This window comes from Bacillus sp. YBsi01 (assembly GCF_038406745.1).
In the GTDB taxonomy this organism is placed as follows: Bacteria; Bacillota; Bacilli; order Bacillales; family Bacillaceae; genus Bacillus; species Bacillus siamensis.
Genome location: NZ_CP151679.1, coordinates 2,814,925 through 2,828,384 on the forward strand (window position 1 = coordinate 2,814,925; position 13,460 = coordinate 2,828,384).

10 protein-coding genes and 2 pseudogenes are annotated in these 13,460 nt (G+C 42.6%); all 12 read right to left on the minus strand.

Going from position 1 to position 13,460, the window contains the following annotated elements; all coding sequences use genetic code 11:
- Positions 1 to 7: 7 nt before the first annotated feature.
- Positions 8 to 877: a hypothetical protein gene (locus AADZ70_RS14130; RefSeq protein WP_342007225.1), complete on the minus strand. Its 870-nt coding sequence runs from the start codon at positions 875 to 877 to the stop codon at positions 8 to 10.
- Positions 865 to 1,143, minus strand: coding sequence for a DNA-binding protein (locus AADZ70_RS14135; protein ID WP_342007226.1), 279 nt, complete (start codon positions 1,141 to 1,143; stop codon positions 865 to 867). The genes AADZ70_RS14130 and AADZ70_RS14135 overlap by 13 nt, the downstream gene beginning before the upstream one ends.
- A gap of 19 nt (positions 1,144 to 1,162) precedes the next feature.
- A pseudogene (locus tag AADZ70_RS14140) lies at positions 1,163 to 1,525 on the minus strand (YxiJ family protein); the annotation flags it as partial.
- 25 nt (positions 1,526 to 1,550) lie between these two features.
- Entirely contained in the window at positions 1,551 to 2,390 is an 840-nt protein-coding gene (locus AADZ70_RS14145) for a DNA-binding protein (RefSeq protein ID WP_342007227.1), read from the minus strand.
- Positions 2,371 to 2,984: pseudogene (locus AADZ70_RS14150) on the minus strand (hypothetical protein). Before AADZ70_RS14150 ends, AADZ70_RS14145 begins: the two are co-directional and overlap by 20 nt.
- A complete protein-coding gene (locus tag AADZ70_RS14155; RefSeq protein ID WP_342007228.1) occupies positions 2,966 to 3,460 on the minus strand; it encodes a reverse transcriptase in 495 nt (164 codons plus the stop codon). Before AADZ70_RS14155 ends, AADZ70_RS14150 begins: the two are co-directional and overlap by 19 nt.
- A gap of 60 nt (positions 3,461 to 3,520) precedes the next feature.
- A complete protein-coding gene (locus AADZ70_RS14160; protein ID WP_342007229.1) occupies positions 3,521 to 4,348 on the minus strand; it encodes a hypothetical protein in 828 nt (275 codons plus the stop codon).
- Positions 4,349 to 4,390: 42 nt separating this feature from the next.
- Positions 4,391 to 4,870: a hypothetical protein gene (locus tag AADZ70_RS14165; RefSeq protein ID WP_342007230.1), complete on the minus strand. Its 480-nt coding sequence runs from the start codon at positions 4,868 to 4,870 to the stop codon at positions 4,391 to 4,393.
- 84 nt (positions 4,871 to 4,954) lie between these two features.
- Positions 4,955 to 5,362: a hypothetical protein gene (locus tag AADZ70_RS14170; RefSeq protein WP_082197865.1), complete on the minus strand. Its 408-nt coding sequence runs from the start codon at positions 5,360 to 5,362 to the stop codon at positions 4,955 to 4,957.
- 3 nt (positions 5,363 to 5,365) lie between these two features.
- Positions 5,366 to 5,776 (minus strand): hypothetical protein, encoded by a 411-nt coding sequence (locus AADZ70_RS14175; RefSeq protein ID WP_342007231.1) that lies wholly within the window; start codon positions 5,774 to 5,776, stop codon positions 5,366 to 5,368.
- A gap of 199 nt (positions 5,777 to 5,975) precedes the next feature.
- A complete protein-coding gene (locus tag AADZ70_RS14180) occupies positions 5,976 to 6,422 on the minus strand; it encodes a hypothetical protein (protein ID WP_099744578.1) in 447 nt (148 codons plus the stop codon).
- 14 nt (positions 6,423 to 6,436) lie between these two features.
- Positions 6,437 to 13,396, minus strand: coding sequence for a DNRLRE domain-containing protein (locus tag AADZ70_RS14185; protein ID WP_342007232.1), 6,960 nt, complete (start codon positions 13,394 to 13,396; stop codon positions 6,437 to 6,439).
- Between the last annotated feature and the right edge of the window lie 64 nt (positions 13,397 to 13,460).

Consider the following 13,460-nt stretch of genomic DNA (forward strand, 5'->3'; position numbering starts at 1 on the left):
CCGCCTGTCAGCTTAGTAAGTAAAGCCGGTTGCTCTCATCAATCCCCGCAGCCTTATCTTGATACGCAGTCACTCGCGTAAAACGGAGAGCTTTTCTTGAGACTTTATCAGTGAGCTGATATTGCCCAGCCTGTTTTGTCATGTTATGAAATTTTAGTGCTTTGTCAATTCGGCACGAAGCTTCATTCCGAATCAAAAAGTAATATGATGAATCAATCTTGAATTGTGCACTAAAGCCAAAGTCTGCCTTCTGAAAGCTTAACGTTTCGCCTTGCAAATCGACCTTCCGAATATAATCTTCACCAAGTGTATGATAATGAAGAGACAGGGCATTCTTTTCTGCATATGCCCCATAAAAATGATCAATAAGGTGCGGATACGTACAGAAAGACTCACAACGAGATTTCCACGTTCCGTCTGCAAAAGGAAAGCGGGTCACGCCTTTTGAACTGATATCGTCGTCCAGACAAGAAAATATTCCCGCTTCATCGTAACCCAGCCACAAATGATTTGCCGAATCGACTGTCATTGACCGGATATAACGGCCCCCGTAAAGCGAATGACAAAACCCTTTAATCGGGTGCCATACATAAATATTCGGTTCTTCATGAATCATCCCATCTTCATAGTCAATATGAATGAGAAATAAAAATAAATCCCCTGATTTCTGAACATCGGTTATTTTCTTTGATGTTTCAATTTGATAGCAATGACGTAAATATCCATCCCTGTTCCGGAATATGAAAATGCGGTTGATATATTTATCTTTCCGCTTTTCCTGAGCCAGTACGATGAGTTCCGCTGCATTCATGGACAAAATGATTGGGCCGCTTGCGTTTATTTTTGTATTGATTCTTGTAAAGACTAATTCCAACATGAATGTACCCTTTCTTCATGCGTTTTCATATATTCCTGCACCCAATCTCTTAATTCTTCTATCGTATGCAGATACGAATCAGGCGAATCTTTCAGATCAAACCCGCTCAAATATATGAGCATCTCCCAAACGGTTTCGTCCTCAACCGCCGGATCGTCTGCAGCCACATACTCAGACGCCCAATCCGCCACTTCTTCCCTCTCCGCTTGACCGTTCAGGATCAGACCAGCCTTTTTCAGACATTCTGCCATTATTGGTTCTTTCACGTCAGAAGCCTGCCTTTCATTTCTTGTTTAAAATGCTGACCAATAGCCTTCTCACCCGTTCGTGCCGCCCGATTTCCCGGCTGAGCTCCAGATAATCTGTTAAAGCGTTTTTCAGCTGCGCATATTGCGGATAAAGCTCAAAAAAGGATTTATATAAGGCTTTACGCTGCCGCGCAGGCATTTGTTTATTCGCCAAAACAAAATCTAAGCTGCCGCAGACAAACGCGAAATACTCATAAAAATCCCCAGCGCAGGCAGCACCCTCAAAGTCTTCTTCAAATCTTCCTGCATCTGAAGGCAGCGGACCCTCTAATTCTTTTTTGTATAATTTCAGGTTTCGGATGACGTCATTAGTTAAAGAATATCTGTTGGATCTTAACATCTCATTTAGCCGAGAAGAATTCATTTTATTTTTTCCCATTACTGATATCCCGCTTATAAATCCCCGAATTCGAGACCGCGTAAATGGCATTGCCAGTCAGCTTCAGCTGATGCCCGGAAAGCTCATAGCCATCCAGATCACAGCACGTTATCTCTTGCATCGGCAGGCTGACATCGGCCGGAATGAGAGACAGTGAATGATCATCTTTGCATATCCAAAACCCGTCATCTGAAATCGCTAGCTGGTCGTAAACCCCGGAATATGCTTTATCAGAAATAATCCACACTCGTTTCACGTCGGTTTCATCAAACGCAGCAATGACTGTATAAGCGTAATACAGCATGTAGATCAGTCCGTCTTTTTCTGCAAGTGCATAGCAGTCATCTGCCGCAGGCGCGTATATTTCAGAAAGCTGCTGATCAATGTGAGTTTTCTTTAGCTGCCCGTCTAAAGTGAAGCACAGCACACTGTGCCCCTCAGGATTTTCATCACTATAAATACCTTCATCACTTAAACCGATCCACAGGTTTTGTTTTTCGTCCAAAAGACTGCATGAAACCCCTGAAGGCAGAGAAAATGCACATTGTTCTGTTCCATCTGCTGAAAATACTTTCACTTTATACTCATGCGATTCAAAGTAAATCAATACATACCCGTCAGCCGAACTCTGTTGAAACAGCATAATATCCTCACATGTGATTTGTTCATCGATATGAAGCACTCGGGTAGCGCCGGATTCGTCGATGATCGTAAACGAAAGCCCGTCATTCTGATGCCGCCCGAGATACAGACGCCCGCAGTTATCAAAATGACAAAAACATCCTTTTACTGTTTCTTCGGCTATCTTATTCATTTTTATTTTCATGTAATTGCCCCTTGTATTTATAATGCGCGGCGAGCTTTTTTTGAAATTCATCCGGAACAATCTGATCCGGGAATACAACTGATATCCAGTCTAAAACATGATCATCTATTCTAACGTTTTTCCCGCAATCTCCTGATCAATGCCTAAAATACAAATTTCAAATTCCCTCTCTCCGTAAATCGCCCACTTGAAAGTCGGTGAAGCCCAAACAACACGAGATGCAATATTCATTATGCAGTCATTTTTACTGTGCTTTGGATAATCAGTTAAGATTGAAAGATATTCATCTTCGGTTATATTTAAAGGAATCTTTAACCGGTCAAAATAGCCGAATTCCACGTGAAACCGATTCATATCATCCGGTTGTGCCAGAACAGCCATTAAGATAAATTCATCGTGATGATGCTGCGCCAAACTTTTGAGCATCTCCCAGCCATCTTCAGACAAGACCCAGTGGAATTCCTCGAATAGATAATAATGTTTTTGTTGTTTAAATACTTGTTCGGGCAACGTTTTGTTTTCATGAAGTAAGGAATATATTTGGGATTGAAAAACCGCCAATTCCTTTGTGTTCTTTATAAAAAAGGGATGCATTTTGTACCTCTTTTCTGCGGTTTACACACAAGCTCACAGCCGTATTCTGTGTGAAATAAACAGACAGCAAATGAGAAGGGCGGCTCCACTACAATAAAGCTGTTAGAAAGCAACCGGTCTTCAAAATCTATAAAATCCATGAGACAGTGCAGATGACTTGCACAATCCTTCAGCGCACATTTGATAGCACCGACTTCATTACTATACGGATGAAACAGATAAACAATATCATTCATCCGTTCAACCCCCATATCCGCAATGTTTTCTAAAATAAGCGATACGGCTGTCTCCCTGTCGCTTATATCAACTTCACGCACTGCACTTTGGAAAGAATTCGATAATACGGTCTCTAATATCTGCCTGCTTTGATCTGCGTCAGCAAATTGATAAACAAATCCTGATTCTTCACAAGATTTTAATTCAGTACAAACATGTTTCATTAAAAAATGCCACTTGTTTTCCTCAAGCTTGTCCATTAACTTTTCTCTTATCACTGAGCACTTCCTTAGAAGTTATTTTCAGGGTGCACAGAACTATCAAAACTTTACCAAATATAAATCGTTATCATTAAAGATAAACATGCGGTCCCGGACGGCTCTGTACGTTGTTTTTCCTTTTCTATCAATACCGTGTATCATGACGTCAGCCTCTGATAAGCCTTTGTTCTCTTCATGAAATGCAAATAGGTTATCCTCGTGACTTTGAATCAGAAGCACCCTCTTTTTCGAAACGGACAGCTGATCACAATAGGAGTATTGATCGCCGTCCAGCACATATTCTGCAACAGTACGAATTCTGTCACGTTCAATCTGATAATGCCCGATGATACAGCAATCCTCTCCCTCAAAACAAACATACAAATCGAATTTGATCGATTGTACAGCATAGCATTCATGCATCATTTCTTTAAAATCGTCTTCAAAATAAAACGTTCTGTCTTCTGTATGAAAAGCAAATATCGCTTTCCCTTGAGGATTCCTCTCATCATACATACCCTCGTCTGTTAATCCGATCCATAATAACCCATCCTCACTCAGATGAAATACATTAGCGCTTAATAGAAAAGAACAAATCGGATTGATTTTATTACTGTTTACGCAGTATGCGGCCAATTGACACGTATGATTTTCCAGATAAACGATCACGATAGTGCCATCATACGAATCAACCAGATAGAAATGGGCCTCTTCAGAAAATCCGTGTAGCTCTTTTTTGATTAAAAGAGAGCTGCCTTTCATAACCTCCAATATTACTTTGTGATCGTGCACCGACACAATAAATACCTGATCATCCCGGCCCGCATTGAAATAAATGATATTTTCCCTTTCGTATGACCCAACACGCTCCGCGGTAAGTTCTAACATCAGCAACACTCCGTTGAATAGGAATCTGGAATTTATATTAAATTAAGCAATGATATATAAATCTGCTGCATCGTATTCAAACCAAATGATTTTTTCATTATACCCAGGGTTTACATCAACTTTTTTAGTGTTCAGATTCATATAGGACTTGTTTTTGGAAGGGTTTGCTATTATAACAACAAAATCATTGATCGACGCTAAAAAATATAATTCATCTAATAAGTGATCTGCCATCAATTCTTCTTTTGTCAGACCACATTCAATATGAATTAACTTTTTCGATATCGTATTCATATGTATCATTTTCTTTTCAATCTTCTTCTTCCATCCCTCAATAAAAGAAGGTGATGCCATTACTTCTATCAGAACGGTTTCGAATTCTAAGTCATTCATTAATTGAGAAAAAGTATCTTTACTCCCTAGATCACACGAATATATTGAGTTGTATTTCAGCGGGTTAATCACATTCAGATTCCCTATAGCCCCCAATGATTCTTTTTGTATATTTAAAGGACTGCTCATGTTTACCTCCGCAAACGGTTTCCCGCGTAAAAGCGGTTTTGTTTGTAAGAAAAAAGAGGCTGGAAACCTCTCTTATTTGTTTATTTATGATTTCGAATGATACGCATAAAATGATTGATCATCAAAGCGAACGGTTTCAGCTTCTACAGCAATCAGCATGCTGTTCATATTAATAAGAAAGTTAGCATTTGATTGATACTCCGGAATTACAGCATTTGATAGATTTCCGATTCCTTCCGGGTGGTAACTCATCTCAAATACTTGCCAATTGTATTCTTCCGGATCTATTTTTTCTAATCTCATATCACCAATATCTGCACTAAAATAAACAGATGCTGCATTTTGAAAAAGAATGTTATGCGTATATTCGGCTTTATTTTCAACGACCTGAATCTTAAGTGAAAGTTCTTTTTTAAACACATGAAAGTCAAAATGAAGGACAGCGCACCCTCCATCTATGTAATCTACCCATTCATTTATTGTTTTGTACATCGTTTATCTCCCTAATGAAGTTTTGGAGTCTTTGAGATCTGATTTTAAAGTCTTCACGAAAATTTCTAGCTTTTCTTCACTACAGTTCAATTTATAGAAAGTTGTGTTTGAATGATTTTCCACAAATCTAATGATAAATCTGTAATGTTCGTTTTCTTTATCAATACTTAGGATAAAAAATGGTTCAATTGTTTCTAAACGTATCCTGTCTTGATTGCCTGCTAATAACGCTTCGATCCCTGATGTCAGCATTTTATATTCACTTTCTAATAAAACGGCAGAGTAATCGCGGGCAATTGCTTTATTATGTTCCAACAATTCAAACATTATTAAGATAAAAGGATCATCCTCCGCCTCATGATACCTTCTCGGTGTTATTTCAAGTTCCAGACAACCGTCTCCGATTTTGGCCATGCTGTCACCTCGTTCTCTACTCAGTAGCTTTAATTTTTTAGTAAATGATTTGAATGACGCTCTAATTCAAGCTAAGTTTCAATCGATTGTTCACCTTTTACTGTCTCGGTTCTAATCACCTACCCACTTATATTTTTTTTAAAAAAGCCTGTTGACCAAAAGATGATCAGCAGGCTCATCTATTTTTAATTTAATGCCATTATTTAATAATGTTTATAATATTTTCTCTATGTCTAGATCCTATTCTGATTGTCTCAGAATCTGTTATTTCTATATGATAAAGAACATAATCCAGTAAATCTTTAATAATTGTTTTCTCTGCTAAAGGGGCTCCATTTAATATATCTTTTAACTCAACATCTTTTTCCAATAAGATTATATTTTCATGCGCAACTATTGTATTTTTGTACTCTTCTGCTGAGGTTTTCATAAAAGAGATTTTTTTATTAAACAAAGTAGTTGTTTTTAAGCTCGCTGAGAATATACAAGTATCACTACTTTTATTCGAAACAGAGTAAGAATACATTGCATATTGTTTACTTTCCAAATTTTTCAATTTAAAAAATATTAAATCCTCTATTGTTCTATACTCTTTTTCAACCCAATCATAGTCATTGAGAGTTGATATTTCATAAAAATAGTACATTTAATTCTCTCCTTCTATCTTTTATACACTGTAAACCGCCATTGTGCACTGCCCCTTTTCCATTTCCCTTTATATATAGAAAACTTATTACTTTGTAAATGATAACCATGATTGTTATGTGGTGTATGCCACTCTAGAGATCTATATATAGACCTCCCAGTCTTTTTCTTTTTCGAATAGATTATTCCCCAATAACCTCTTCCTTTTTCTCTATCCCCTTTTATACGGCCTACTTTATGAACTCTATATGGAATCCTTTTCGCGATTTTTTTTACGCCTTTTTTAATAACTGATTTAGTCCATTTCTTTGATGCATTATATGCCTTACCAACATTCCTCTTTGCCCACTTTCCTGGAGCACCATTCCATGACCTTTTTATTAATTCCCATAGAATTTTGGCCCAGTGCCCATCCGGGTCAACCTTTATCACCGGATTGTTATTGGCATAAGTATACCCATTCTGATCCAGTGAATCGCCGTCGCTTCCCGGGTCTGGGTCGAGTGATAAGAACACGCCGTTTCTTGGTTCGTAGTAGCGGGCCATGAGATAGTACAGGCCGGTTTCTTCGTCGTATTGGTAGCCTGCGTAGCGGTAGCGGTTGTCTTTTACTTCGTCGCTCGCTTCGGTTTTTGTCGGCTTCCCCCACGCATCGTATTGATATTTGGCAACAGTTTTTCCGGTGCTGTCTGAGATGGCGATGACGTCACCGTGTGCGTTGTAGTGATAGAAATATTTCTTGCCGTTCTCTGTATAGGATAACAGCTGGCCGCTGTCACCGTACGTATATGATTTTGTGACGTTGTTGTCGGCGTCTGTTTCATACAGAACGTTCAAGCTGTCTCCGTCGTAGAAGTAGTTCGTAACTTTTCCGTTGACGGTTTTTTGGATTCTGTTTCCTTTTTCATCGTATTTGTATGTTGCGAACGGCTTGTCTTCGCCTTTTTTCGTTACGGCGGTCAGGTTGTCTTCCGCGTCCCACGTATATGTGTATTTGCCGTCGGATGTGCGGTTGCCGTTTTTATCGTAGGACAGTTCTTCGTCATTCACCTTCGTCAGCTGGTTCATGATGTTGAAGGATGCGTTGACTGATTTGCTTGCGCCGTCCTTTGTTGTGGTGACGTTTGTCCGGTTGCCGAAGCCATCGTACGTATATTGAATGACGGTGCCGTCTTCATGTGTTTCTTTGACGAGCTGGTTGAGCTTGCCGTATTCGTACTGCACCTTTCCGCCCGCTGAGCTGTCGATGACCGTGCGGTTACCGTTGGCGTCGTATTCATAGCTTTCCCGGAAGATGCTGCCGCCGTTTTTCGCTCCGATATGAAGAGAGCTGACGAGATTCCGCTCATCATACGAGAAGCTCGTGCCGACTTCATTTCCGCTGATGAATGTCTGGACATTGCCGTTTTCATCATAATCAAATGTATAAGCTGAAGTGCCGTCTTTCATTTCAATCATTTGATCAAGTTTGTTGTACGTAAAGCTGTTTGTTCCTTTTTGACCGCCGTGGCTCCATGAGAAAGTTTTCAGCTTATCTGAATCAGCCGGATACGTCCAGCTTTGGCTGCCACCGCGGTCGGTTAATTCGGTCAGTCGGTTTTTGTTGTCAAAGGTGCGTTTTTTCGTTGTATTTTGTTCTTTGTTTGTGACCGACGTTTCATTGCCGTTTTTGTCATAGGTAAAGTTGTATTTTTCAGTGCCGTTATACGCTTTTGACTTAACCCGGTCGGTGCCATCATAGGTCAGCGACACTTCATTGCCGTTGGCGGAAACGGTTTTCGTCAAGTTGCTGTTGGCGTCATATTCACTCTTCAGTACATTGCCGAGCGGGTCGGTTGTTTTGACGAGCTTGCCCATGACGTCATATTCATATTGATAGGTCTGGTCCGCGCCGGCCCGAATCGTTTTTGTCAGCTCATTTCCTTCCTTGTCATAGCTGTGAAGGATGGATGTGCCGTTTGACAGGGTCAGCTTTGTCAGCTGGTCGGCCTGATCGTATTCGTAGGCGGTTGTTTCGCCTTTCGCGTCGGTTTCAGACATTTTCTTGCCAGTCTCGTCATATGAAGCAGTGCTTGCATACCCTAGTTCGTCTTCTTCTTTTGTGACGTAGTTTCCTTTTTCGTCATAAGTGTTTTTCGTCAGGATGCTTCCTTCGATTAAACGGATATCATCAAACCATGCCGTTCCTGTGGCGCTTTTTTGGAACAGAATGCTGATTTCGATTTTATTAATCGGCTTTGTTTTCGGAATGACTGCCGCCGCCCGGTTCCATTCCTGGGTACCCTGCGGGAATTTGGCGGTGTATACGCCCGTCGTGCCGTCCGCATAGGTGACGCCGGCCTGAAGCGCGTAATCATTGTCGTTCGTTAATTTTACGCCGTCTGCCTTGGACATCCCTGTCAGCGTGATATATACCGGCTTATCGTCCGCGCTTTGGCCTAATGTGACGGTTTGTTTTGCGGCCGCATTGGCTTGTGATGCATTTGTGCGAGATGCTTTTAATGAGCTGTCATCATCGAAGCCTTCATCAAGGTCAGCGGCTGCTCCGCTTGTGCTCCAGCCATCTGTTTTGGCCGTGAAACTGCTGTTTTGAACTGGGTTATAGCTTGAAGAGACTTCGCCTTTTTCCAGCTGAACCTGATCAAACCATGCTTTTCCTTTGCCGTCCTTGTCATTATGATCCACTTCCATATAGACGATGGCTTTTCCTGCATTGGCTGGTGTTGTAAAGGTGATCTGCCGTTTCGTCCAGTCATTCTTTCCGGCTAATGCGCCTGATTCATTGTGAATCCATTGAATGCATTTTTGGTCTTTGTCACGCAGATCAATGTTGAAATACGCTCTCGCCTTTGTCAGATCTGTTTTGATCTGGCCGCTGAGTGTATACGTCGTATTAGGCTCAAGCTGCACTTCCTGCGTTGCGGACGCATGGCCGTGCTCTGTTCCGGCTGAAGCGGATTGTGAGGTGATCTCCAGTGCTTTTTGTCCGGACAGTGCGCCGCTTCTTGCTTTTACAGATGCAATACTTCCGCTGTCTCTCGTAGCGGTGAGATTCCAGCCCAGCTTTGTTCCTTCAAAGCTGCCGTCTTTCAGCAGGCTTGCCGAAGCTGCCAGCTCTTTGCTTGATTGAATGAGATTACCGTATTTGTCATACACGGCGGCGGATGAGGATTTTCCGCTTTGATCCGTTTCAGAAACGGCATCCAGTCCGTTGTATGCAATATCAGTGACGTTCCCCTCGGTATCCTTCATTTTCGTTACGTCATTGTTTTTGTTGTACTGATACGTTTCGGTGCCGTAGTTGTCTTTTACGGCTGTGACGTTGCCGTCTTTATCATATTGATAGCTTTCTGTCGCTTTGCCCGCATCGGCGTCGTTCGGATCGGTGTCCTGAATGACGTTGTTGCCTTCGTATACGGTGTTAGTCGTGATTTTCAACCCTTCGGCATCATCGATCATCTGAATCGGGTTGCCCGCCTCGTTATAGCCGTACTGCACTTTGCGGCCGTTCGGCTGCGTCATGAGCAGTGTTTTTTTGCCGGCGTCATAGCTGTAATCATACGTTTCTTTTTTCGCATTGACGGCTTTGGCGAGGCGGTGGCCGCTGTATTGGTATTCAGTGAAGAGCGGTTTGTCATCCGTGCTGTTTGCGGAATACTGCTTGACGAGGCGCCCTTCGGCATCATAGTCATAGCTTGTGACGCTGCCGTCAGTATCCGTCACCTTTTTAAGAAGATCTTTGTCATATGAATACGAAATCTTTTTGTATTTCGGTCCTGTTAAAGATGTGACATGACCGTTTTCATCGTAGGTAAACGTCAGCTTGCGCCCTGAGGCGTCTGTTATGGCGGTCAGCTGATTGCTGTCGTTATACTCGTATACGGTTGTGTTGTTGTGTCCGTCAACGATTTTTTGGAGCTTTCCGCCTTTTTTGCTGAAATAAGCGTTCGTCTGATCTTTTGTTTTTAATACAAATTGATCGCTTGTTTCCGTCAGTTCGAGATAAACGCCCGTCGGCGGCTGATACGTGCCGTCAGATTTTTTCGTGAAGACATGTGTTGTCGCGTCCTCATCAATATAAACGGCTCTGCCGTCTTCAGAAAGGATCGACGTTTCCGCATCGGCATACCAGCCTTGGCCGAACATATGGTCAGAGCTGTCAAGGCTGTTGAAGGTCCGGGAGAGTCCGAGCCCCGGTCCGCGTCCGTCGATTGACATATCTTCTTCATTGACGACGACATTTCCCGTCGCGCCATTCAGCTGTCCGTCCGGAATGTCAATAATGGACCAGAATTCTTCCGTTCCGAGGAATTCCGCCCCTTCATGGAAAACAGGGTTAAAAGGTGCCGTCGGTATGCTTTCACCATTTGCGTCATAGGCGGTCAGCGTAAAGGAATAGTTCTTCTTCCCTTTGTAATTGCCGTTTGCGTTTTCGTAAACAGGTGAAGGGTCAAGCGCCAGTTCGCCGCCCTTTCCGTCCGTGTGAAGCTGGAATCTTCCCGCTTTCACTTCTTCGGCTGACGGCCAGATGTTTTTATTTTGGGTCGTCCAATGATCGGTATCCCCGACATCGAATGATTGATAGTCTTTTCCGTTGTAAATGTTGATTTTGTAGCCTTTGGCGTTTTTGACTTTATCCCATATGAGATTGACATAACCCGTTTGGCTCGATTTCGTGTTTGTATAAACATAGCCTGTCAGGTTTTTCGGCTTTGCGATATCAGGCAGCGCCGGACTAGCTTCCGGTGAGGCGATCGCTTCTCCGTCTTTGTTATAGGCGATAACTTTAAATCCGTATGTTTTCCGGTTTGCGTCTCCTCCGGCATTTTTATAAACGGGGCCCGGGTTGATCGGCAATTCCGCTCCTTTTTTGTCTTTCAGGTGAAGCGCATATTTTCCGGCGCTGATTTCCGCCTTTGTCGGCCAGATGTTTTGATCTTTTGTGGACCAGGATGTTTTATTTCCGAGGTCAAGCGTTTCAAAGCCTTTGCCGTTAAAGACTTGCATTTTATACCCGGCTGCGCCTGATACGGCTTTCCAGGAAAGATCAAACCAGCCTGTTGCGTTGTTGTTATTAAAGCCTTTCGTGCTTGGTTTCTGAACTCTTCCAATATTCGGAATGACGGGCTTGGCAGCCGCAGACATGGCGCCTTCTCCCTGGTCAAACACCGCACTGACCGCGACCCAGTAATTTTTGCTTGCCGGATAGCTGCCGCCGGAGTTTTTATAGACCGGTGAAGGGTCAAGCGCTAATTCACTTCCGCCTTTTCCGTCTGTATGCAGCTTATATTTACCGGAATCAATTTCCGCTTTTGTCGGCCAGATGTTTTTTCCTTTTGTGCTCCAAGAGGTTGCATTGCCGACAGAAATGGCTTGATATTCTTTCCCGTTATAAAGCCACACTTTATAGCTTTTGGCGCCTTCAGCTTTTTTCCAGCTGATATTGAAAAATCCTGTCGAATCTCCGTTATGATACGCTTTGACTGACGGCGTGTCCGCCTTCGGAATCGTGTATGTCACTTCGATATAAGGTTTTTTATTAGAGTTTGCTGATGACATCAGCTTCTTCCAATATTCTTTTCCGTTTCCGTTGGTGTGAAGCTTAAAGCCGTAATTGGCGCCGCCGCTGTTCCACGACTTGACTGCGGATGTGACATCGAAGCTTGCCCATTGGCCTTTATAGACCTCAGCTTTGCCGATGTTTTTGGAGCCCGGCTTGTTTTTCCACGTGATCTTGGCATTGTCGTAATTGCTGTTTACGGTGTCGAGCCAAAGCCCCGTCGCCTTTGATCCGTAATAGGAGTGGGCTGTGTATGCTTTAAGCGTCGCTTTTGTCACCGTCATGTTTTTGATCGGCTTTAAATTATCAAACTTCATAAATGCGTAGTTCGTTCCGGTTGTGCCGTCATAATAGCCCGTTTTCAGCACATATGCTTTCAATCCGGCGTCCCATTTCTGCGACGCGGCAGAGTAGTTTGTCGTCGGATACGCGCTCATGACAAAGGTATCGGATGACACAGATACTGATGTTGACGGGTCAATAGATACCGGATAAACCCGCTTGGGATCTTTCAGCCATTTTTCATCGGCCGTTACATGGAGCAAGTAGCCTTCGCTGTTTTTTTCAAGCTTGAAGCTGACATCTTCTGACCTGCTGACTTCACCTGACTTTTCATCGAGATCTGAGTCGGTCATAAAAGGCTTCGGCACGGTGTAGACGACATTGTCTTTATCATCAGAAAACGCGATAGAGCCGTCTTCCTGTTCTTTAGCCTGAAGGTCGGTTTTGATTTGGAAGGTGAAGGAATTGTAGCCTTCATATTTGTGAAGCACAAGGTCTTCTTTTATGTTTTCGTTAAATGTGTAGGTTTGTAAATCAATAGCAGGAAACACTTGCTGATACGTAAGCTCGTTGCTGTCTTCCTTGACTTTTGCTGAGGCATCTGTCGGAGTGATTGCAGCCTGATCGGGGCCTTTTGCGCCGGTTAATGAGTATGTGAGCTTATGATCATCTTGTTCAAATGTAGCGTATAATCCGTTTTTCATTTGCTTCAGAAAATCGGAGTTCAGCACTGTATTTTCCGTCCCGACTTCCTTTGAGCCGGTTTTCAATTCAGGAGAAATGTCTTCCCAGTCCGCATTGGCGGTTTCTTTCGTATGAATGGGGTCTGTGTAGATTTCCTGTTTGTATACACCCTCGCCCTCATAATAAAGTTTTGAATTCTCAGTTCTTTCAGACGTGATCTCACCGTCTTTATTGATATCTTTTTGATCAAACGGCATCTGCTCGGATGCTTTTTCCGCCGGAAGATCTTTTTCCGGGTCTGCTGCCGGAATGGCGGCGGTTTTCACTTGATCTTGTTTCTCACGCGTTTCTGCCGCAAATACATCGGCAGGCGCAATGGAAATCATAAGCGATGCCGCAAGAGTGCCGGCCAGCCATTTTTTCCACTTATTCTTTTTTCCTATTTTCATAGGTTCTCCTCCTTCTTTTGTAATATAGACTTAACAATAGTAATATTATTGAAATTGTTTATCA